Genomic DNA, 22378 nt, shown 5'->3' with positions numbered 1-22378 from the left:
AATGCACGAGTGATCATGTACAAGCGAAGTACCTTTACCCTTGGGGGCGCCGCACTGTGCGGCGCCCTGCTCGTCAGCGGCTGCGCCAACCAGATGTCCCAGCGCAGCGACCATGAGGAGCGCGTCGAGCGCAAACTGCTCGAGCATACCCTGCAGATCGATGTCGGCGAGCCGAAGGTGATGGAGCTTCCGCAGCGACGTGTGCGCGTGCATGAGCAAAAGCGCTTCGAAGTCACCGAATTCGAAGTGACCCGTCGTTATGACCGCTATACGCCTTACCAACCCTGGCGGGAGATCTACGAGATCCCGCTGGGTGCAGTGGCCGTGGTGGCGGGTGTCGGCGCCAATGTGGTCAACGTCTTTGCCTTGGGCAACCTGCCGCAAAGTATCACCCACGACTGGCTCAGTTATGGCGTGGATGGGCTCAACCCGTTCATGAACGTGCCATCCAACGGCCGCGCCCAGCAGAACCTGGCCGGGATCAGCGAAGTGCAGAAAGGCAAGCGCGAGGAATCCATCAGCCTGCCCTGGAGCGAGCGCCTGGTCGAGGTCAAGGCCGGCAAGATGACCCACGAGCTGACCACCGACCGCAACGGCGTGCTGCGCCTGAACCTGCTCGACAGCCCGTTCTCCGAGCAGAACCTCAACCACGTCGGCACCCTGCACCTGCAAGTACTTGACGAGGACAATGCGGTACGAGGCGATGCCAGCCTGTTGGTCAGCGCCACCCTGCGCAATAAGCTGCTCGAAGCCCATGAGCTGATCTTCGATGACCTCGAAGATGATGATGTCGGCCAGTGGGTGCACCGGGTCAAGCGCCTGTCCGAACTGGGCCTTGAAGAGGAAGCCAGTGAAATGGAACAGAGCCTGATCGAGCTGACCCGCAACGATCCGGAGCTGCAACAGGAGTTCCTGCAGTCGCTGACCAAGGCCACTGGCCGGTTGGTGGCGGATCCAGGCGTGCATTAATAGAAGGGGCTGCATTGCAGCCCCTTTCATTTAGGCGGGAACAGCTCCAACTGTTCATGCGCGCCCCGCAAGTCTCGCAACCTCACCCCTACCCCTAGCAAGCGAACCGGCTTGCCGCCACGGGCGAACGCCTGCCCTAGCAATTGCCGATAACTCTCCAGGTCCCGGCCGGCCCCGGCCTGCTCCATGGTGGTCTGGCTGAAGTCATGGAACTTGACCTTGACGAACGGCTTGTCTGGCCGGTAACTGCTGTCCATTCGGGCGATGCGTTCGTTCAGGCTAGCCAGCAGCTCTGGCAGCCGCGCCAGGCAACTGGCCAGGTCTGGCAGGTCGGTGTCGTAGGTGTTTTCCACACTCACCGACTGGCGTCGGCTGTCGTTATGCACCGCACGCTCATCGATCCCCCGTGCCAGCCCCCACAACCGCTCGCCAAAACTGCCGAACTCGCGCACCAATGCCAGCCGTGACCACTCACGCAAATGCAGGCAGGTTTCGATGCCCAGCCGCGTCAGTTTGTCGGCCGTCACCTTACCCACCCCATGCAACCTGGCCACCGGCAAGGCTGCAACGAACGCTTCCACTTCATTTGGGGTAATCACGAACAGCCCATTGGGTTTGCGCCAGTCACTGGCGATCTTGGCCAGAAACTTGTTAGGCGCCACCCCTGCCGACACGGTGATATGCAGGGTACGGGCAACACGCCGGCGAATATCCTCGGCAATGCGCGTGGCGCTGCCCGAATACCACTGGCTGTCGCTGACATCCAGATAGGCTTCGTCCAGGGACAAAGGCTCGATGAGCTCTGTGTAGTCGCGAAAGATCGTGTGGATTTCCCGCGAGGCCTCACGGTAGGCCTCGAAGCGCGGCTTGACGATCAACAGGTCGGGGCAAAGCTTCAGCGCATGCCGCGATGACATGGCCGAGCGCACACCATAGGCACGCGCTTCATAGTTGCAGGTGGCGATTACCCCGCGATGGTCGGGCGAGCCCCCCACCGCCATGGGGCGACCGGCCAGGCGCGGGTCGTCACGCATCTCGATCGCAGCGTAGAAACAATCGCAGTCGACGTGGATGATCTTGCGCAAGGACATGGACGACCGTCAGCACTGTAAATTCATACAGATAGTATCGCATGCGCCCTCCTCTGAAACAGCTCACCTGCTTTGCTACACGATAATCGGCCTGAAAGCCCCGCCGTGACTGAGCTGTACACTGTTATGAAGCGCTAAGGGTTTGAACAAAAAAGGTTTTTCCAAAACAATTGCTTGACATCAGTGCGTAAATCCGTAGAATTCGATCTCACAGGCGCGGGATGGAGCAGCCTGGTAGCTCGTCGGGCTCATAACCCGAAGGTCGTCGGTTCAAATCCGGCTCCCGCAACCAGATTCGAGAAAAGGCCATTGTTAACGCAGTGGCCTTTTTCTTTGCCCGTAAAAAAGCCTTTTCGAAAAAACCTCGAAAAATCAAAGCCTAGCGCTTGACATATTAACTACACGCTGTAGAATCCGCCCCACTGACGCGGGATGGAGCAGCCTGGTAGCTCGTCGGGCTCATAACCCGAAGGTCGTCGGTTCAAATCCGGCTCCCGCAACCAGATTCAAGAAAAGGCCACTGTTAACACAGTGGCCTTTTTCTTTGTCTGCAGATAAGCATTTTCGAAAAAACTTCGACAAATCAAAGCCTAGCGCTTGACATAGAAACCACACACTGTAGAATCCGCCCCACTGACGCGGGATGGAGCAGCCTGGTAGCTCGTCGGGCTCATAACCCGAAGGTCGTCGGTTCAAATCCGGCTCCCGCAACCATATTCGTCAGAACAAACCCCGCCTGTGTAAAAGCAGCGCGGGGTTTGTTGCTTTATACCTCCCTGACTTTCGTCGCCTCGATTTTCCCTCCCCTCATGCCAACCCGCAGGCTTGAGATGTCGTGCCCAGGATGAACTATCTTTAACCCTGCCAAGCCGCTGCAAACGCCTGAGGCCGGAGTAACATTGGATACGTTTTCCTAAGGGACTTTCACTTGGCCGCACCTTTCCTTCACCTCGCGCTGCATGCCCGGGGCAACTCATGACTTCGCACAATCCCGAACCTCCGGTGCCACTCGCTACGGCGCTACCCGGTGCTGTGCAGCGCCTGCCCCTACTCGAACGCCTGAGTCGCTACCGCCAGCCCATAGGCCTGATGGTGACCCTGCTACTGTTCACGATGGCCTTAATTGCCTGCCGCCACCTGCTGAGCGAGCTGGACATCTATGCCTTGCACGATGCCATGCTCAGCGTGCCGACCCAGTCATTGCTGGGCGCCTTGCTGGCAACGGTGATCGGCTTTGTGATCCTGCTGGGCTACGAGTGGTCGGCCAGCCGCTATGCAGGCGTGAAACTGCCAGCACGCAGCTTGGCACTGGGCGGCTTCAGCGCCTTTGCCATCGGCAACGCCATCGGCCTGTCGATGCTCTCTGGCGGCTCGGTTCGCTATCGCCTGTATGCACGGCAAGGGCTTGGTGCTGGCGAAGTCGCACGCATGACCGTGTTTGCCAGCCTGTCACTGGGCTGCGCGCTGCCGCCCCTGGCCGCCTTGGCGACATTGAGCAACCTGCCCGCGGCCTCGACAGCGCTCGGGTTGGCGCCCGGCCTGCTGGCAGCTGTTGCCAGCGCCGTGCTGGTGGTGTCTGCCTTACTGGTAATTGGCTTGTACCGCCGACGCCTGGCCGAGCAACCGGCGGCCAATAACCTGCTCGTTCAACTGGGGCGGCGCACACTTCGCCTGCCGGATGCACGCCTGGCGGCCCTGCAATTGCTGATTACCGCGCTGGATGTGGCGGCGGCTGCCACCGTGCTCTACCTGTTGCTGCCCGAAGCCCCTCCTTTCGGCGCGTTCGTGCTGGTGTACCTGCTGGCCTTGGCTGCGGGCGTGCTCAGCCACGTACCGGGCGGCGTCGGGGTGTTCGAAGCGATCCTGCTGGCGGCCTTTGCCGACCAGCTCGGTGCCGCACCGCTGGCGGCAGCCTTGCTGCTGTACCGGCTGATCTATGTGGTACTGCCACTGCTGCTGGCCTGCGTGTTGCTGCTGGCCAATGAAGCCCGACGCCTGCTGTTTGCGCAACAGGCCATCAAGGCCGCTTCGGGTCTGGCCGCACCGATCCTGTCGATCCTGGTGTTCCTGTCCGGCGTGGTGCTGCTGTTTTCCGGTGCCACGCCCGAGATAGATACGCGCCTGGAGCATATGGGCTTCCTGGTGCCACACCGGCTGATCGATGCCTCTCATTTCGGCGCCAGCCTGATCGGTGTGCTCTGCCTGCTGCTGGCCCAAGGCCTGCGCCGGCGCCTGTCCGCCGCCTGGCTACTGACCACCGTGCTGTTGCTGGTCGGCGCCCTGCTGTCGCTGTTGAAGGGCTTTGACTGGGAAGAGGCTTGCCTGCTGACCTTTACCGCCGCCCTGCTCGCGCTGTTCCGCCGCTCGTTCTATCGCCCCAGCCGACTGCTGGAGCTGCCCTTCTCGCCGGTGTTCCTGGTGGCCAGCGCCTGTACGGTAGGCGCATCAGTGTGGCTTCTGCTGTTCGCCTATCAGGATGTGCCTTACAGCCATCAGCTGTGGTGGCAGTTCACCCTCGATGCCGATGCACCACGGGGCCTGCGCGCCGCCATGGGCAGTGCCTTGCTGCTGGCTGCCGTGGCACTGACGTGGCTGCTGCGTACAGCGCCGCCCGTGATCCACCTGCCTGACGAAGAAGAGTTGCAACGCGCCAACCGTATCCTGCAGGCCTCCGACCAGCCCGACGGTGGCCTGGCGCTGACTGGCGACAAGGCGTTGCTGTTCCACCCGCGTGATAACGCGTTCCTCATGTATGCCCGGCGCGGCCGCAGCCTGGTGGCGTTGTACGACCCGATAGGCCCGGCCCAGGAACGCGCCGAGATGATCTGGCAGTTCCGCGACCTGTGCGACCTGCACCACGCACGCCCCGTGTTCTATCAGGTGCGCGCAGAGAACCTGCCGTTCTACATGGACATCGGCCTGACCGCATTGAAGCTCGGTGAAGAAGCCCGGGTCGACTTGCGCCGCTTCGACCTTGAAGCCAAAGGCAAGGAGATGAAAGACCTGCGCTACACCTGGAACCGCGGCGGACGCGATGGCCTGAGCCTGGAGATCCATGAGCCCGGCCGCGCCCCGATGGCTGAGCTGAAGGAAATTTCCGACGCCTGGCTCGGCGGCAAGAACGTGCGCGAGAAAGGCTTCTCGCTGGGGCGCTTCAGCCCAGACTACCTGCAGCACTTCCGCATAGCCCTGATTCGCTTCCAGGGCCGCCCGGTAGCCTTCGCCAACCTGCTGGAAACCCATGGAAACGAGCTGGCCAGCCTCGACCTGATGCGTGCGCACCCCGAAGCGCCAAAGCTGACCATGGAATTCATGATGATCGGCTTGATCCTGCACTACAAAAGCCATGACTACGGGCGTTTCAGCCTGGGCATGGTACCGCTGTCCGGCCTGCAACCAAGGCGCGGCGCCCCCTTGACCCAACGCTTGGGTTCGCTGGTGTTCCGCCGTGGTGAACAGCTTTACAACTTCCAGGGGCTTCGACGCTTCAAGGACAAGTTCCAGCCGGACTGGGAACCCCGCTACATGGCCGTGCCAGCCGGGCTCGACCCGCTGGTGGCACTGGCCGACACCGCCGCCCTGATTGCAGGCGGCCTGACTGGATTGGTGAAACGCTGATGACCCGACGCTTTTGGTTGTACCTGCTGGTTCCCCTGCTGCTGGCCGCCCTGGGTGGTGCGCTGGCCTTCTGGCTGTGGACGCGCCCGGCGCCCGAGGCGCGCCTGGAACAGTTGAGCATCAATGACACCAGCATCACCCGTGTTACCCCTGGCGTGCACCCCAAGGCCCGGGTGGCCATCGGCGTGCCACAAGACCAGGCACTGACGGGCAAGCAACTGCTCGACCTGAGCCAGGCCGGTGAAGCCCAGCTGGTGCAGGTGATTCTGCCGCCTGGCGACTGCAGCAAGCAGCAACAGGCCATGGACCAGGCGCTGAACCAACTGCAGGAAAAACCGACCTTGGTCGCCGGTATCGGTCCCGGTGCCGCCCAAGCCTGGCGCTGGCTGGCCAGCCAGAACGATGACAAGGCCCGGGCCATTTCCGTGGGCTTCACCCTCGAACAGCCTGACTGCCAGGCACCGCTGCCCAAATCGGCTGCCCATGGCCACTGGAACGTCGCCTGGAACGACAACCCGGATGACGCCAGCGCCGCCTTCGTGCGCGACCAGGCCAACGCCGAAACCAGCATCAGCGACTACGACATCCACTTGCCCCAAGTGCTCAAGGCGCAACTGACCCAAGCCCTGGTCGGCCGCGACGGTAACGCACTGGCCATCCCGGTGGTCGAAGTGCCGGCCGGGCAAACCACAGACACGGTTACCTTGTTCCTCTCTGGTGATGGCGGCTGGCGCGATCTGGACCGCGACGTGGCCGGGGAAATGGCCAAGCTGGGTTACCCGGTGGTGGGCATCGACACGCTGCGCTACTACTGGCAGCACAAGACCCCGGAACAAAGCGCCGCCGACCTTTCCGAGCTGATGCATCACTACCGGCAGAAGTGGGGTACCAAGCGCTTCGTGTTGACCGGGTATTCGTTCGGCGCCGACGTGCTGCCGGCGATCTACAACCGCCTGCCCGTCGAGGACCAGCAGCGTATCGATGCGGTGATGCTGCTAGCCTTTGCGCGCAGTGGCAGCTTCGAGATCGAGGTCGAGGGCTGGCTGGGCAAGGAAGGCCAGGAAGCGCCAACCGGGCCGGAAATGGCCAAGCTGCCGGCGTCCAAGGTCGTGTGCGTATATGGCGTCGAGGAAACCGACGAGAGCGGTTGCACGGAAAAGACGGCAGTAGGTGAGCGCCTGAAACTGCCTGGCGGGCACCACTTCGACGAGAACTACCCGGCACTCGCCAAGCGGTTGATTGGCGAGATCGAGACGCGCCAAGGCAAGTCCAGCGTAGCTGAGCAGAACTGACAAGGCTCAGGGCCGCTCTGCGGCCCTGAGCCTGCTGTATAAACCCATTCAGATCTCGACCTGGGTCCCCAGCTCGATCACCCGGTTCAACGGCAGGTTGAAGAAGCGCAAGTTGCCGTTGGCATTCTTCAGCAAGAACGCGAACAGATTGCCCCGCCAGCGCGACATCCCCTCCAGCCGTGACGCGATCACCGTCTCGCGGCTGAGGAAGTAAGTGGTGCGCATGGGCGTGAAGTCCAGGCCATCCAGATGACACAGCTTCAACGCGGCAGGCACGTCCGGCTCATCCATGAACCCAAAGTGCAGCAACACCCGGAAGAATCCGTCGCCATAGGCTTCCACCTCGAAACGCTCATGTTCCGGCACACGGGGCCGGTCCTCGCTGACCACAGTCAGCAGCACCACTTGGCTGTGCAGCACCTGGTTGTGCAACATGTTGTGCAACAGCGCATGCGGCACGGCATCGGAGCGTGCAGTCAGAAACACCGCCGTACCCTCGACCCGGTGCGGTGGCTGAATGCGGATGCTGCTGATGAACAATGGCAATGGCAGCGCCCCTTCATCGATGCGCTCGACCAGAATCTGCTTGCCGCGCTTCCAGGTGCTCATCAGCAAGTACAGCACACCACCGGCCAACACCGGGAACGCACCGCCCTGAGCGATTTTCGGCACGTTGGCGGCGAAGAACAGCCCGTCGACCAGCAGGAAGCCGACCAGAATCGGCACTGCGAGCAGCGGCGGCCACTTCCACAGCAGCAGCATCACCGCTGACACCAGGACGGTGGTGATCAGCATGGTACCGGTCACCGCAACCCCGTAGGCAGCCGCCAGTGCGCCTGACGACTCGAAACCGATAACCAGCAACACCACGCCCACCATCAGGGTCCAGTTCACCGCACCAATGTAGATCTGCCCCTGCTCATCGCTTGAGGTGTGCTGAATCTGCATGCGCGGAATATAGCCCAGCTGGATGGCCTGGCGGGTCAGGGAGAAGGCCCCGGAAATCACCGCCTGCGAGGCGATAACCGTGGCCATGGTGGCCAGCCCGACCAACGGCAGCAGCGCCCAGCCCGGCGCCAGCAGATAGAAGGGATTGCGCGCGGCCTCCGGGTTTTGCAGCAGCAATGCACCCTGGCCAAAGTAATTGAGCACCAGCGCCGGGAGCACCAGGATGAACCAGGCCCGGGCAATCGGCTTGCGGCCAAAGTGCCCCATGTCGGCGTACAGCGCCTCGGCCCCCGTCAGCGCCAGCACGACCGCGCCGAGAATGGCCACGCCGATACCGGGGTGCACCACGAAGAAATTGACTGCCCAGGCCGGGTTGAACGCCTTGAGTACTTCCGGGCTCTGCGAGATGCCATGCACACCCAGCGCGCCCAGCGCCAGGAACCAGGTAACCATGATAGGACCAAACAGCTTGCCGATCTTCTCGGTGCCGTGCCGCTGTACCAGGAACAGTGCCACCAGCACCACCAGCGAAATTGGCACCACCCAGTGGTCGATACCGTCGAAGGCCAGGCCCACGCCCTCCACCGCCGACAGCACCGACACCGCCGGGGTGATCATACTGTCGCCATAGAACAGCGAAGCGCCGATCAAGCCACAGATCACCATCAGTGTGCGCAGCCGCGGGTACGCCGCCGTGGCCCGCCGCGCCAGTGCGGTCAGCGCCATGGTGCCGCCCTCCCCCTGGTTATCGGCGCGCAAGATGAACATCACGTACTTGAACGACACCACCCACAGCAGCGACCACAGGATCAGCGAGAGGATCCCCAGCACGCCATCATGGTTGACCGACACACCGTAGCCGCCGGTAAAGACTTCCTTGAGGGTATACAACGGGCTGGTGCCGATATCGCCATAAACCACCCCGACCGCCGCCACCAGCAGGCCCACCGACCGTGACGCACCCTGCTTCCCCTCGTGCCCGCCCTCAGCGTGACTGCTTGCCTGAACCATCGACCACTCCCGCAAACGGCCTTCACGGCCCTTGGTAATCACTCTGCCACCAGGCCCTGGAAGGTACCCCGGCACAACGGCGCGAAGCATAGCGCAGCGTTCGTCGTATTTCTGCTGGTCAAGCGCCCTTGCGCTCGCTAGAATTGCGCACTTTTTGATCAGAGGCGCCAAAAGCGCCCGTCAAGTTCGCCCCCGATTCCGGCCGGGCGACCTGCATTCAATACCGAGGTTAGTCATGCCCACCACACCCGCCACCCCCAAGGCAGGTTTCGGTTTGGAAGGCCTGGATTGCCCTGATGACTCTCAATCCATACTTGAACGTTGATCTCACCCTATACCGCTCATCCCCTGATCAAGAAGAATCACACGCTGACACAAGCGTCACCTTGTACAACGTAGATGAGCGCCCTATCATCCAGCTACGCCATTGACGCATAGCAGGGACTGCATGATCTTCATCGAGACCCCAGTATTCACCTCCGATCTCAAGGAGCACCTGGATGATGAAGAATACCGGGCTTTGCAGGCCTATCTGGCCGAGCATCCCGAAGCCGGTTCTCTCCTGGAGGAAACCGGCGGCCTCAGAAAGATCCGCTGGGCAGCCAAGGGCAAGGGCAAGAGTGGGGGTGTACGAGTGATCTACTACCACGTCACTGCAGCCCACCAGATCCGTATGATTCTGATCTATCGCAAGGGCATCGTGGATACCTTGACAAGCAGTCAGAAAGCGCAGCTTCGCGCACTAAACAAAGGGTGGAAATAATGGAAAAGCATCTCTTCGATCGTCTTGTGGAAAGCATGACTCAGATGGATGAGATCGATCGCGGTGAGCGTCAGCCCTCGCGTGAGTTCCACGTAGACGCACTTCAAGTCAAAAAGATTCGTCAAGCCACTGGCCTTTCCCAGGCTGCGTTTGCCAAACGTATCGATGTCGCAGTAGGAACTCTACGAAATTGGGAACAGGGCCGTCGCGAACCTGAAGGACCAGCTCGTGCCTTGCTTCGAGCGATTCATAACGATCCCGAACATGTACTTGCGGCCTTGAGCTAAGTACACGAAAGCCACCAGGCCCTAGAAGGTACCCCGGCACAACGGCGCGAAGCATAGCGCAGCGTTCGTCGTATTTCTGCTGGTCAAGCGCCCTTGCGCTCGCTAGAATTGCGCACTTTTTGATCAGAGGCGCCAAAAGCGCCCGTCAAGTTCGCCCCCGATTCCGGCCGGGCGACCTGCATTCAATACCGAGGTTAGTCATGTCCACCACGCCCGCCACCCCCAAGGTAGGTTTCGTAAGCCTGGGTTGCCCAAAAGCCCTGGTCGACTCCGAGCGCATCCTGACCCAGCTGCGCATGGAAGGCTATGAAGTCGTACCCACCTACGAGGACGCCGACGTGGTGGTGGTCAACACCTGCGGCTTCATCGACAGCGCCAAGGCCGAATCGCTGGAAGTGATCGGCGAAGCCATCAAGGAAAACGGCAAGGTGATCGTCACCGGCTGCATGGGCGTCGAAGAAGGCAGCATCCGTGACGTGCACCCAAGCGTGCTGTCGGTCACTGGCCCGCAGCAGTACGAGCAGGTAGTCAACGCCGTTCACGAAGTGGTGCCGCCGCGTCAGGACCACAACCCGCTGATCGACCTGGTGCCGCCACAGGGCGTCAAGCTGACCCCGCGCCACTATGCCTACCTGAAGATCTCCGAAGGCTGCAACCACAGCTGCAGCTTCTGCATCATCCCGTCGATGCGCGGCAAGCTGGTCAGCCGCCCGGTGGGTGAAGTGCTGAGCGAGGCCGAGCGCCTGGTCAAGGCCGGGGTCAAGGAAATCCTGGTGATTTCCCAGGACACCAGCGCCTACGGCGTCGACGTCAAGTACAAGACCGACTTCTGGAACGGCCGCCCGGTCAAGACCCGCATGCTCGAGCTGTGCGAAGCACTGAGCAGCCTGGGCGCCTGGGTACGCCTGCACTATGTGTACCCTTACCCGAACGTTGACGACGTGATCCCGCTGATGGCTGCCGGCAAGATCCTGCCGTACCTGGACATCCCGTTCCAGCACGCCAGCCCGAAAGTGCTCAAGTCGATGAAGCGCCCGGCCTTCGAAGACCGCACCCTGGCACGCATCAAGAACTGGCGCGAGCAGTGCCCTGAGCTGGTGATCCGCTCCACCTTCATCGTCGGCTTCCCGGGCGAGACCGAGGAAGACTTCCAGTACCTGCTGGACTGGCTGACCGAAGCCCAGCTCGACCGCGTGGGCTGCTTCCAGTACTCGCCGGTAGAAGGCGCCCCGGCCAACGACCTGGGCCTGGAAGAAGTACCGGACGACGTCAAGCAAGAGCGCTGGGACCGCTTCATGGCCCACCAGCAGGCCATCAGTGCTGCCCGCCTGCAATTGCGCATCGGCAAGGAAATCGACGTGCTGATCGACGAAGTCGAAGAACAAGGTTCGGTTGGCCGCAGCTTCTTCGATGCACCGGAAATCGACGGCAGCGTGTTCATCGATGGCGACCATGGTTTCAAGCCTGGCGACAAAGTGCGTTGCCGTGTGGTGGATGCCGACGAGTACGACATGTGGGCTGAACCCGTCTAAACCGGCTGAAGCCTGCAAAGCCCCTGCCCCGGCGTTCTCCATAGGGAATGACCGGCGCAGGGGCTTTTTTGTCAGAACGTGTGGAACAGCATCAGGCCGCCCTCGGCATCCGGGCTGGCATCCGAGAAGCCTTTGACTGCATAGAGTTGGACTTTCCACTGCTGGCTGAGCTTGTGGGTGAGGAACAGGGTAAGCTCCTTGATCTGCGCCCCGGTCGAGACCACTTTCTGCCGCCAATCGTAGGAGGCGCCGGCCGAAGTACCGACCGCCACCGGCAGGGCAAAGCCGAGACTGGCAAATACCGGGTCATCGAAGTCGCTATCGGGCGGGTCACCGAACTTCTTCCAACCCAGTGTTGCGAAACCGGTGACCGGGCCAAAGCCCTTGGCTATGTCGACCTGGGTGGTGTAGTCGTACTGGCCGGTGCCCAGGCACTGGTCTTCATCAGCGGTAGGGAATTTGACCTTGCCGATCAGGTCCAGCATCAGGCCGCCGTCACTACCATCGAGCAGTGCATAGGCGACGCTGGCAACCGTGTCACCCAACCCGCTTTCCACGTCTCGGCAACCACCGGGCAAGGGGTCACCATTGGGGCCGACTTCGGGGTTGGTGATACGCAACCAAGGCACGGTAACCTTGTAGGTCATGGGGCCGCTCTCATACTTGCCGACTACCGGCACATACCAGATTTCCGAAGTGGTGCCGGTACCATAGTCGCCACTTGAATAATCCATGCCAATGGCGGCACTGAAGGTATCGGCCAGCGCCGACACGCAGGTGCACGAGAGCAAACAGGCGAAAAGAGGGAGCGTGGGTCTCATTTGCAACTCAGTACTCTTTCGGGAAGCATGGCCAGACTTACCCAGCCTAGTTGGCTAACGCCCGGATCGCTCTGGATGCTCGACTTTTTCCACCGTCTCTGCCTTTTCCGGCCTCTCCACCTTTTCGACTCTCTCGACCTTTTCGACCTTTTCGACCCGTTCAGGCTTTTCGACTTTTTCGACTTTTTCGACTTTTTCGACTTTTTCGACTTTTTCGACTTTTTCGACTTTTTCGACTTTTTCGACTTTTTCGACTTTCTCGACTTTCTCGACTTTCTCGACTTTCTCGACTTTCTCGACTTTCTCGACTTTCTCGACTTTCTCGACTTTCTCGACTTTCTCGACTTTCTCGACTTTCTCGACTTTCTCGACTTTCTCGACTTTCTCGGGCTTCTCGACCTTGTCTACTTTTTCGACCTTTCCGGTGTTTTCGACTTCGACCTTCTCAACCCGATCGGAGCTTCCACTGTTGCTGCGCGTCGATTGCTCCAATGCGTCGAGGTGTACCGACTTTCCCGACTTGTCACCGCTGCCATGGTCACTGGAGCCGTCAACGGCACTGCGCCCCCTGTGATCATCACTGTTTTCATCGCGATCGTTGATCGCATCGCTTGCGCCATGACCGCTGCTGGAGCTGCCGGAGCTGCTTTTGTCATGCTCACTACCGTGCCCCGACTGGCTTCTGTCAGGATTGTCGACACGGTCGTCCTGGAATTCCACGCGGGTTGCCCGCAGCTCATGAGTACCATTGAGCACCCCGCTCACCCGCACACGTTGATCAAGCGCCAACGCCGCTGGCTGCCGGCCGACAATTACAGTGCCCTGCCCCAATGTCACATTGAGACCTGCAACCACCAACTGCCGAGCTTGTGTGCGCTGTACCAGCCCTTCAACCACCGCCTGCTGGACACGACCAGCAAAAGGCAGGCTCGGGTCTGGACGGGTTTGCGCCACTTCAAGCTGGCGCCCGGTCCACTGGCCGCGCACCAGCACCTCACGAGCAGGCGCCACACGGGTACCCAACTTCAACCCCTGAAGGCTGCCAGTGCGATCAACCGCGCCGATGGCGCTGGCCTCCCTCAACCCCGGTGCCCGTTCGATACGGGTCGCCACGACTTCTCCCCGGGCATCGCGCAGGCCGCTGACCCTCACGGGCTCACCCGGGCGCAGCCCTTCAGCCACCCGCGCGCCAGCGGCCAGCCGCACGGGTTGCCCCATGACCCGCAGCGGGGCCGAGGCATTGGGCAGCGCCGTCAACGGCCCTTCGAAGACGTTGAGGATCGAAATGCGCCCCGCTTGCAGGCCGCGCTGGGTGGCGAATGCCTCCACCGCCACCACCTGCCCGATCGCCAGGTGACCACTGCTGGCAGGCGCACCGTTCTCACTCACCGGTACGTCCTTGCCATAGTGCACTTCCATGCCATTGACGCAGATCGAGGCGAAGCCGGTGATGGTACCGACGATGCCTGTACCCCCAGTACCACCCGGGCGCAGGATCGGCGTACCGGTACCACCTCCCCCCCCGTGGCGCTGATCAAAGTAGGTGCCGTCCACACCCTCCGCCACCGCGCCCGTGCCGCCTGTACCACCCGGGCGTTGCTGGACTGGGGCACCGGTGCCACCGACGCCGCCATTTTCATTGCGCACACCGGTGCCGCCCATACCGCCGGGAAACTGCAGGCCTGCGGCACCGGCCATACCCATCTCGTCACGGCTGACACACACCGGCGCTGCGGCCACCTCGGCCGGGGCCATCAGGTTCCCCCCGAAAACCAGGGCAAACATGACAGCACTGAGGTAGCGCACAAGAAGTGTCATGGGCCGGGTGTCTTCGACGGATCGGAATCGGTAGCTTCAGTGTAGAAATAAAGCCCGACAGTGATGCGCTGACGTTGTTCGATACCGGGCTCATCAGCACTCTCCAACGCTGCTGCAAGCCGGCTGAAGGCAAGTAGTGTCTGCATGCCATCTTTGGCCACCACATCTCGCAAATGCTCGACGCTGGCCGGGCTCAAGGCATCGTAGTGCACGCTACGCTCAAAAAATGGCGGGCCTTCGCCGCTGACGTTGTGCACCGCCGCACAGGCATGGTCATGCAGGTTGTGGCCGAAGTACGCAGCCTTTTCATCAAAACCCTTCTGTGGCACGAATGCATGGGCTTCCAGGTGCACGCAATCCTGCTCATCGAGCCGCACGACGCCCAGGCGCAACCATTCGTCCAGCACCACCCGGCCGCGAATATCGGTGCTGACCTTGGCGACCAGGGCGTCGAATGAGCAATCGCCACCCACACTGGCTAGCCGCGCAAGCGCCCTCGCCTGGCCGGGTGCCGAGCAGAATGGTGGGGTGTTGGTCCATACATTGACCAACTGTGCACCTAGCGTGATGTTATCCGGCAGGGCCGCAATTGCAGTGTCACCCTCATTACGCAGCCGCCGGACATCTTTACGATGTACGCCGGTAAGCAGGCTGATGCGGCTATCGGTTGGCGCGGTGTCGTTCAGGCGAAACTCGCGATGGGCCACATCGACGAACACCTCCTTGAGCAGGTCGGTGAACATCGTGTAGGTAACCCCTTTGCGCAGCATCAGGCGCACCAGCGGGCGCATCACACGCCGCAGCGCACTCAGCATCGACGGGGGTAAGACAGGCGATTGCATCGAGGGCATTCCTTGACAGAGGCACCCAGTATAAGACGCGGGAATTAATCCCACGCAAACCGCAATCATATCCCGGCATGGACGAGGAAAAAGCTGTCAGCACTCATTGGAAATGACGTGATAAAGGCAAGACAGGCCAGAACCTGCTCATACAAAACCCGTCCGCTGGGTTTTGTATGGGCCACCTCGGGTCAGCGCCAATCAGCTTCTGCTGTTGTCATCCCCGGCCTCGCCGCCGGCATGAACACCGTGGTCATCACCCGGTTCGCCACCCACATGGTTGCCGTGATCGTCACCAGGTTCACCACCAACATGATTGCCGTGATCATCGCCAGGCTCACCGCCGACATGATTACCATGATCATCCCCGGGTTCCCCACCCGCGTGATTGCCATGATCGTCACCCGCTTCAGCATGGTTACTGCTGCGCCCAGCGTTCGAATTACCGTCGTGGCCACTGCCGCTGTTGCCGGCATGGCCACCACCGTCACCGCCGCTGCCGTGGCCACCACTTCCGCTTCCGCCACCATGGCCACCGCCGCCACCACTTCCACCGCCACCGTGGCCACCGCCGCCGCCACTTCCACCGCCACCGTGGCCACCGCCGCCACCACTTCCACCGCCACCGTGGCCACCGCCGCCGCCACTTCCACCGCCACCGTGGCCACCGCCGCCGCCACTTCCACCGTGGCCACCGCCGCCACCGCCACCGCCACCGCCATCTTTAGCGTAGGCACTGGAGCCATGAGAAATCGAGTCAGGGATCAAGGCAATGGACATCGACAACACGCCAGCTACAGCAGCCGCGAGTAAAGCCTTCTTGAAAAGCAGGTGGATTTGCATAGTCCGTCTCCAGGTCTTCGCCACGAGAACGCCAAATCAGTCAGTAATCTTGCTTCAGATTGAACTTATACTTACGTGGGATTTTTTCCCACGCTTAATTAATAGACCGTCACTCCCCAAGTCTCAAGCGCCAAGCGAACCAGCCGACCGGTGGTTGGCCTGCTATGTTTTCCCTATCGCCCCAGAGGAACACCGGCATGGCTGCGCTACTGACGCTGCAAACCCCGCGCTTGTGCGACTACAGCGAGCTGGTACAGGTGTGGGAGGATTCAGTACGCGCCACCCATGACTTTCTGCCAGAGGGCTATATCCTGCTACTGCGCGAACATGTGCTGCGCCGGTATCTCGACGCAGTGATGCTGATCTGCTGCAAGGAACGCCAGCGCATCTGTGGCTTCGCCGGTGTCGCCAACGGGCGGGTGGACATGCTGTTCGTCGCACCTGGCTACCGCGGCCAAGGGGTAGGCAAGCGCCTGCTGCGCTATGCCATCAGTGAGCTGAATGCCGAGTACCTTGACGTCAACGAGCAGAACCCGAAAGCGCTGGGCTTCTACCTGCATGAAGGTTTCGAGGTCATCGGCCGTTCGGAAACCGACGGCCTGGGCCAGCCCTATCCTCTGCTGCACATGAGGCTGATGCGCACAGTGCCTTGAGGCGGCGCCTGAATGTGCCGCGCTATGTGTCCAAAATGGCGCATCTGACACAGATTCCCATCATCTACCGCTTGCAGGCAGGTACAATGGAGGCCTTTCCCTGCCTTGCGAATTGCCCCATGTCCGAACCCGTCCGCCTGTCCAAACGCCTCATCGAGCAGCTCGGCTGCTCCCGCCGCGAGGCCGAGCAGTACATTGAAGGAGGCTGGGTAACGGTCGATGGCGTGGTGGTCGAGCAGCCGCAGTTCAAGGTCGAGCAGCAGCGCGTCGAGCTGCTGCCAGGTGCCCGTGCCGAAACCCTGGAGCCAGTGACCCTGCTGCTGAACCAGCCAGCCGGCATGGACAGTGAAGATGCCCGCGCCAGCATGAACATGGGCAGCCTCAGCGAAGCCCACCGCGAAGGCGTGCGCGCCCTGCACGGGCATTTTGCCCGGCAGGCCTGCGTGGCACCGCTGGAGCGTGGCGCCAGCGGCCTGCAGGTGTTTACCCAGGACTGGCGGGTATCCCGCAAGATCGAGGCCGACCTGCGTCGCCTGGAGCAGGAGTTCATCATTGAAGTGCGCGGCGAAACCACCCCCCAGGCGCTGGAACGCCTGGCGCGTGGGGCCATGCGCAATGACCGCGAGTTGCCCAAGGCCAAGGCCAGCTGGCAGAACGAGACACACCTGCGCATGGTGTTGAAAAACCCACAACCAGGGCAGATTTCCGAGCTATGCGCCTACCTGCGCCTGGAGCTTTTAGGCATGCGACGCATTCGCCTGGGTGGTGTGTCGATGGGCAAGCTGCCCTTGGGCCAATGGCGTTACCTGGCTACCTCCGAACGTTTCTAAGCAATACGCCGCGCTGGAATGCGCGGCACCTGAACAGGATTCTGCTGCAATGAACCACAACGACGTCCTGCGCAGCCTGCGCTACATGCTCAAGGTGAACGACGCCAAGATGGCCGAAATCATCGGGCTCTCTGGCCTCGAAGTGCATCCTCTGGTGCTGGCCACCTACCTGAAAAAAGAAGAAGAGGAAGGCTTCGTGCGCTGCCCGGAACGGGTGATGGCGCACTTCCTTGACGGCCTGGTGATCTACCGCCGTGGCAAAGACGAGAGCCGCCCGCAGCAGCCGATCGAGCTGCCGGTAACCAACAACCTGATCCTCAAGAAGCTGCGTGTGGCCTTTGAGCTCAAGGAGGACGACCTGCACGCGATTCTCAAGTCGGTCAACTTCCCGGTCAGCAAACCGGAGCTCAGCGCGCTGTTCCGCAAGGCTGGCCACGACAACTACCGCCCGTGTGGCGACCAGTTGATGCGCAACTTCCTCAAGGGCCTGACCCTGCGCGTGCGCGGCTGAGTGGCCATGCAGCATACGGTTGTCCCGGTCGGCATCGTCCACTCCTGTTTCAAGGAAAAGTTCGCCATTCCGCGCCAGCCGCAGCTGGCGCCTGCCGCCCGTGGCGTACTCGAACTGTTGCCGCCGTTCGATCAAGGTGACGCGGTCGAGGGCCTGGAACAGGTCAGCCATGTCTGGCTGCTGTTCCTGTTCCACCAGGCCCTGGAAGAAAAGCCGCGTCTGAAAGTGCGGCCTCCGCGTCTGGGCGGCAACAAGAGCATGGGGGTGTTCGCCACCCGCGCCACCCACCGGCCCAACGGCATCGGCCAGTCGGTGGTACGCCTGGAGGGCGTGGAGCCCGGGCGCCTGCTGCTGTCCGGGATCGACCTGCTCGACGGCACGCCGGTGCTGGACATCAAGCCGTATGTGCCCTATGCCGACAGCATCGCTGGCGCCAGCAACCAGATGGCCAACGCAGCGCCGGTGGCAATTGCCGTGCAGTGGGCCGACAACGCCCTGCTCCAGGCCCGCGAGCATGCGCAGCGTCTGAGCGAGCCGCTGGTGGAGCTGATCGAGCAATGCCTGGCGCAGGACCCACGGCCGGCCTACCAGATACCACCGGCCGAGCGGGTGTACGGGGTGAAGTTCTGGGATGTGCAAGTAAGGTGGCATTACCCGCAGCCGGACGTCATCCGGGTGTTGGAAGTGGTACTGGGCTGAGGGCCACGGGCTTCGCCCGTGTTCGCGGGCAAGCCCGCTCCCCCAGGGATCGCGCCAGCTTTTAGAAATTGAGCAAGACAGTTGCTCCCACAAGGGACCGCGCAGACACGAAAAAGGCGACCTTGGGTCGCCTTTCTCATTTCAATCAGCTATCAACGAGCCGGGCCTTCAGCCACGCCCAGGTCGTCCGTCGGGCGGGTATCGATCAGCGGAGCACCACCGGAGTCCAGTTCCGAAGCCAGCTTGTCGTTGTCCATTTCCTTGACCCACTTGGCCACTACCACGGTGGCAACGGCGTTGCCCACCAGGTTGGTCAGGGCGCGGGCTTCGGACATGAAGCGGTCGATGCCAAGGATCAGCGCCAGGCCGGCAACCGGCAGGTGGCCAACAGCCGACAGGGTCGCGGCCAGCACGATGAAGCCCGAACCGGTAACGCCGGCAGCACCCTTGGAAGCCACCAGCAGCACCAGCAGCAGGGTGATCTGGTGAGTGATGTCCATGGTGGTGTCAGTGGCCTGAGCGATGAACACCGCAGCCATGGTCAGGTAGATCGAGGTACCGTCCAGGTTGAACGAGTAGCCAGTCGGGATAACCAGGCCCACTACCGATTTCTTGGCACCCAGGCGCTCCATCTTGGCCAGCATGCGTGGCAGGGCCGACTCCGAGGACGAAGTACCCAGCACGATCAGCAGTTCTTCACGAATGTAGCGGATCAGCTTGATCACGCTGAAGCCGTGGGCACGGCAGATACCGCCCAGCACCACCAGCACGAACAGCAGGCAGGTGATGTAGAAGCAGGCCATCAGGTAGCCCAACTGCACCAGCGAGCCGACACCGTACTGGCCAATGGTGAAGGCCATGGCGCCGAAAGCGCCGATCGGGGCCAGCTTCATGATCATGTTGATGATGTTGAACATGACGTGGGCGAAGCGGTCGATCATGTCCAGTACCGGCTTGCCGTAGCTGCCCAGGCGGTGCAGGGCGAAGCCGAACAGTACCGAGAACATCAGCACTTGCAGGATGTCGCCGTTGGCGAAGGCGCCGACGACCGTATTGGGAATGACGTTAAGCAGGAAGCCGACGGTCGTCTGCTGCGCGCCGGCGGCGGCGTAGGCAGCCACGCTGCTGGCGTTCAGGGTGCTGACGTCGATGTGCATGCCAGCGCCTGGCTTGACCACGTTGACGACGACGAGGCCGATGATCAGGGCGATGGTGGAGACGATTTCAAAGTACAGCAACGCGTAGCCGCCGGTTTTGCCGACCGACTTCATGCTCTGCATGCCGGCAATGCCGCTGACCACGGTACAGAAGATGATCGGGGCGATGACCATCTTGATCAGTTTGACGAAGCCGTCACCCAGGGGTTTGAGGGCAACGCCCGTTTCCGGGTAGTAGTGGCCGAGCAGGGTACCGATGGTGATGGCGACCAACACCTGGACATACAGGGATTTGTACAGCGGCTGACGTGTCGTCATGGCTAATTTTCCTCAAGTGTGCCGGTTCACCCTTCCCAGGGTGATGGGGGCACCTGAATCGCTAACCCTCCTGCACTTGGAGGGATTTGTCGTTGTGTTCGAGTTGCCTGGGCAGGCCTCTGCGAGGATCAATAGCAAGGGTGGTGCCAAAATGCCCATGAAGGGTGCAAGGTCCGTATTTGCTGGGGATAAATGCCCAACGACAGGGCGATACTCCCGGGACGGATTGGCGGATTTCCGCCCGATGGCGGAATTTGTACAAGGAGGAATGGCGGAAATCCGCCCTTTGTGGATTGCCTGTGCCGGCCCATTCGCGGATTGACCTGCGAACGGGCTGGTACAGGCTACGAATCAATCCAGGTGGAAGGTGATCCTGAACGCAGCGCCCCCCAGCGGCGAATCGCCAAGGCTCAGCTCGGCGTCATAGCTGTCGACGATATCCTTGACCACTGCCAAGCCGATGCCCTGCCCCGGGTGCTGGCTGTCCAGCCGCTCCCCACGCTCCAGAATGCGTTCACGCTGGTCGACGGGCACGCCCGGCCCGTCGTCCTCGATGCACAAGGTCAGATACCCCGGCGCCTTCACCAGGCTCACCCGCACTTGGCCCAGGCTCAGCCGGTAGGCGTTCTCCAGCAGGTTGCCGAGCATTTCCAACAATGCGCCCTGCTCCATCGGTACCTGCGCCGCGTCCGGCAACTCCAGCACCACGTCCACACGTTTTTCCCGGTAAACCTTGGCCAAGGTGCTGCACAGGCTGTCGAGCATCGGCCGCAGCAATACGCTGTGGCGGACCAGGCCACTCTTGCGCAGGCTGGCGCGTTGCAGCTGGTAGTCGATCTGCTGGCTCATGCGCTCGATCTGGCTTTGCAGCACCCGCGCCTGCTCGCGCTCGCCGCTGCGTTGCTGCAAGCTTTCACCCACACCCTGCAACACCGCCAGCGGCGTCTTCAGGCTGTGCGCCAGGTCGTCCAGCGAATCACGGTAGCGCGTGCGCTGCTCACGCTCACTGCGCAACAGACGGTTGAGCGAGCGGGTCAGGCGCAGCAACTCGCGTGGGTGCTCGCCGCTCAGGCCGTCACGTGCACCGGATTCCACTTCATCCAGTTCGTGGCTGAGGCGTCGCAACGAGCGCAGCCCCCAGGTCAGGCCTGCCCACAACAACACCATGAGCGCCAGCAATGCAGCGCCGAACCCCAGGTAGAGCTTTTCGCGCAGGCCATTGAGGGTGGCCTTGTACTCGCTCACGGGCTGCAGAGCGACAATGCTGTAGGCGGCGCTCTGCCCGCCCAGCAGCTTTATCTCGACGTCGTACACGAAGAACTCTTCGCCATCGGACTGGTGAATGCGGTCGAACTCGTTGCCGCGCCCGTCATAGCGCGGCTGGTAGTTGATGTGCCGGTCGGCGGTGGCACGCGACTGCCAGACCAGTTTGCCGTCGCGGTCAAAGATATAACCGAGCAGGCCTGTGTAGGGCAGGTTGTAGCGCTCGTCCGGCAGCAGCGTCGGCATCTGCAGCTGGCCATGCTCGATACGCGCAGCGGAAATCAGCGTGGTCACATCCGAGGCCAGACGCTGCTCGATCGATTCCTGCAGAGCCAGGCTGAAGGCCTTCTGCAAGGCCGGCAGCAGCGCCAGCATGAACAGCAGCGCCAACACTGCGGCGGCCAGCATCAGGCGCACCCGCAGCGAGCGGATCATCGGCAGCGCTCGGTGAACAGGTAGCCCAGGCCGCGCACCGTGTCGATGGGTTTGAAGCCGCGCTCGCCTTCAAGCTTGCGGCGCAGGCGGCCAACCAGCACTTCGATGACATTGGGGTCGCGCTCTTCGTCTCCTGGGTACAACTGCTCCATCAGGCGATCCTTGGCCACCACCTGCTGGTGATGGCGCATGAGGTATTCGAGGATGCGGTATTCGTAGGCGGTCAGGGGCAAAGCTTGTTCGTCGAGGGTGGCCTGCTTGCGGTTGAGGTCAAGCACCAAGGGGCCAGCGGCGATGGTCGACTGGGTGAAACCACTGGAGCGGCGCAACAGGGCATTGAGCCGTGCTTCAAGCTCCTCGAACTGGAACGGCTTGACCAGGTAGTCGTCGGCACCGGCGGCCAGGCCCTCGACCTTGTCTTGCCAGTTGCCACGGGCTGTGAGGATGAGAATGGGGAAGGTCTTGTCCTGGCTGCGCAGCCGCGTGATCAGCTCCAGGCCGCTGATACCGGGCAGGCCCAGATCGATGATGGCAAGGTCGAAATGGTACTGCTCGGCCTGGTACAGCGCCTCTTCGGCATCAGCGACCGCCTCGACCACATGGCCGCTTTCGCCCAAGCGGGTGTAGAGGTGATGGCGAAGCAGGGCTTCGTCCTCGACCACCAGCAGTTTCATGTG

Annotated in this window: 19 protein-coding genes and 3 tRNA genes; 13 read left to right on the top strand and 9 right to left on the bottom strand. The window is 61.8% G+C overall.

Annotated elements, in window-relative coordinates; genetic code table 11:
- The first annotated feature begins 15 nt into the window (after positions 1 to 15).
- The gene (locus V7787_RS15150) at positions 16 to 969 is read left to right on the top strand and encodes a hypothetical protein (RefSeq protein ID WP_014589989.1); all 954 of its coding nucleotides are present in this window, start codon (positions 16 to 18) and stop codon (positions 967 to 969) included.
- A 26-nt stretch (positions 970 to 995) separates the two neighbouring features.
- Here the strand turns inward: V7787_RS15150 and dinB are convergent, their stop codons facing one another.
- Entirely contained in the window at positions 996 to 2054 is a 1059-nt protein-coding gene (dinB, locus tag V7787_RS15145) for a DNA polymerase IV (protein ID WP_165366994.1), read from the bottom strand.
- A gap of 221 nt (positions 2055 to 2275) precedes the next feature.
- On the opposite strand from dinB, the gene V7787_RS15140 reads away from it, so the two are divergent.
- The 5 genes from V7787_RS15140 to V7787_RS15120 all read left to right on the top strand — a co-directional run bounded on the left by V7787_RS15140 (position 2276) and on the right by V7787_RS15120 (position 6970).
- A tRNA-Met gene (locus V7787_RS15140) sits at positions 2276 to 2352 on the top strand.
- Positions 2353 to 2486: 134 nt separating this feature from the next.
- Positions 2487 to 2563: transfer RNA gene (locus tag V7787_RS15135), tRNA-Met, on the top strand.
- A gap of 134 nt (positions 2564 to 2697) precedes the next feature.
- Positions 2698 to 2774, top strand: a tRNA-Met gene (locus V7787_RS15130).
- 261 nt (positions 2775 to 3035) lie between these two features.
- Positions 3036 to 5678, top strand: coding sequence for a bifunctional lysylphosphatidylglycerol flippase/synthetase MprF (gene mprF / locus V7787_RS15125; protein WP_064492883.1), 2643 nt, complete (start codon positions 3036 to 3038; stop codon positions 5676 to 5678).
- Positions 5678 to 6970: a virulence factor family protein gene (locus V7787_RS15120; protein WP_064492882.1), complete on the top strand. Its 1293-nt coding sequence runs from the start codon at positions 5678 to 5680 to the stop codon at positions 6968 to 6970. Before mprF ends, V7787_RS15120 begins: the two co-directional genes overlap by 1 nt.
- A gap of 48 nt (positions 6971 to 7018) precedes the next feature.
- On the opposite strand, the gene V7787_RS15115 is transcribed toward V7787_RS15120, so the two are convergent.
- A complete protein-coding gene (locus tag V7787_RS15115; RefSeq protein ID WP_064492881.1) occupies positions 7019 to 8929 on the bottom strand; it encodes a potassium transporter Kup in 1911 nt (636 codons plus the stop codon).
- Between the two features lie 448 nt (positions 8930 to 9377).
- On the opposite strand from V7787_RS15115, the gene V7787_RS15110 reads away from it, so the two are divergent.
- The 3 genes from V7787_RS15110 to rimO all read left to right on the top strand — a co-directional run bounded on the left by V7787_RS15110 (position 9378) and on the right by rimO (position 11511).
- A complete protein-coding gene (locus tag V7787_RS15110) occupies positions 9378 to 9692 on the top strand; it encodes a hypothetical protein (RefSeq protein WP_049587984.1) in 315 nt (104 codons plus the stop codon).
- Complete coding sequence (locus V7787_RS15105; RefSeq protein WP_049587986.1) at positions 9692 to 9979, top strand: helix-turn-helix domain-containing protein; 288 nt, start codon at positions 9692 to 9694, stop codon at positions 9977 to 9979. Before V7787_RS15110 ends, V7787_RS15105 begins: the two co-directional genes overlap by 1 nt.
- Positions 9980 to 10179: 200 nt before the next feature.
- Positions 10180 to 11511, top strand: coding sequence for a 30S ribosomal protein S12 methylthiotransferase RimO (gene rimO, locus V7787_RS15100; protein ID WP_129933765.1), 1332 nt, complete (start codon positions 10180 to 10182; stop codon positions 11509 to 11511).
- A 71-nt stretch (positions 11512 to 11582) separates the two neighbouring features.
- On the opposite strand, the gene V7787_RS15095 is transcribed toward rimO, so the two are convergent.
- The 4 genes from V7787_RS15095 to V7787_RS15080 form a co-directional block, all read right to left on the bottom strand.
- On the bottom strand, positions 11583 to 12332 hold the full coding sequence (locus V7787_RS15095; RefSeq protein WP_336088579.1) for a hypothetical protein: 750 nt from the start codon (positions 12330 to 12332) through the stop codon (positions 11583 to 11585).
- Between the two features lie 54 nt (positions 12333 to 12386).
- Positions 12387 to 14150, bottom strand: coding sequence for a DUF5666 domain-containing protein (locus V7787_RS15090; RefSeq protein WP_336088578.1), 1764 nt, complete (start codon positions 14148 to 14150; stop codon positions 12387 to 12389).
- Positions 14147 to 14992, bottom strand: coding sequence for a DUF6502 family protein (locus tag V7787_RS15085; RefSeq protein WP_104886575.1), 846 nt, complete (start codon positions 14990 to 14992; stop codon positions 14147 to 14149). Before V7787_RS15085 ends, V7787_RS15090 begins: the two co-directional genes overlap by 4 nt.
- Positions 14993 to 15183: 191 nt before the next feature.
- A complete protein-coding gene (locus tag V7787_RS15080) occupies positions 15184 to 15738 on the bottom strand; it encodes a hypothetical protein (RefSeq protein WP_336088577.1) in 555 nt (184 codons plus the stop codon).
- A gap of 294 nt (positions 15739 to 16032) precedes the next feature.
- Between V7787_RS15080 and V7787_RS15075 the strand changes: the two genes are divergently transcribed.
- From V7787_RS15075 to tsaA, 4 genes are all read left to right on the top strand, one after another.
- The gene (locus V7787_RS15075) at positions 16033 to 16488 is read left to right on the top strand and encodes a GNAT family N-acetyltransferase (protein WP_336088576.1); all 456 of its coding nucleotides are present in this window, start codon (positions 16033 to 16035) and stop codon (positions 16486 to 16488) included.
- A 119-nt stretch (positions 16489 to 16607) separates the two neighbouring features.
- Complete coding sequence (locus V7787_RS15070; RefSeq protein WP_010952344.1) at positions 16608 to 17318, top strand: rRNA pseudouridine synthase; 711 nt, start codon at positions 16608 to 16610, stop codon at positions 17316 to 17318.
- 49 nt (positions 17319 to 17367) lie between these two features.
- The gene (locus V7787_RS15065; protein WP_010952343.1) at positions 17368 to 17829 is read left to right on the top strand and encodes a DUF1456 family protein; all 462 of its coding nucleotides are present in this window, start codon (positions 17368 to 17370) and stop codon (positions 17827 to 17829) included.
- A 6-nt stretch (positions 17830 to 17835) separates the two neighbouring features.
- The gene (gene tsaA, locus V7787_RS15060; RefSeq protein WP_129933766.1) at positions 17836 to 18528 is read left to right on the top strand and encodes a tRNA (N6-threonylcarbamoyladenosine(37)-N6)-methyltransferase TrmO; all 693 of its coding nucleotides are present in this window, start codon (positions 17836 to 17838) and stop codon (positions 18526 to 18528) included.
- A 152-nt stretch (positions 18529 to 18680) separates the two neighbouring features.
- On the opposite strand, the gene V7787_RS15055 is transcribed toward tsaA, so the two are convergent.
- The 3 genes from V7787_RS15055 to V7787_RS15045 form a co-directional block, all read right to left on the bottom strand.
- A complete protein-coding gene (locus tag V7787_RS15055; protein ID WP_336088575.1) occupies positions 18681 to 20003 on the bottom strand; it encodes a dicarboxylate/amino acid:cation symporter in 1323 nt (440 codons plus the stop codon).
- Between the two features lie 351 nt (positions 20004 to 20354).
- Complete coding sequence (locus V7787_RS15050; RefSeq protein WP_064491548.1) at positions 20355 to 21701, bottom strand: ATP-binding protein; 1347 nt, start codon at positions 21699 to 21701, stop codon at positions 20355 to 20357.
- A complete protein-coding gene (locus tag V7787_RS15045; protein WP_020189835.1) occupies positions 21698 to 22375 on the bottom strand; it encodes a response regulator in 678 nt (225 codons plus the stop codon). Before V7787_RS15045 ends, V7787_RS15050 begins: the two co-directional genes overlap by 4 nt.
- Positions 22376 to 22378 lie beyond the last annotated feature (3 nt).

The sequence above is a fragment of the Pseudomonas sp. CGJS7 genome, from assembly GCF_036961695.1.
The sequence above is the reverse complement of the archived record's forward strand: the minus strand, read 5'-3'. Positions and strand labels throughout refer to the sequence as shown.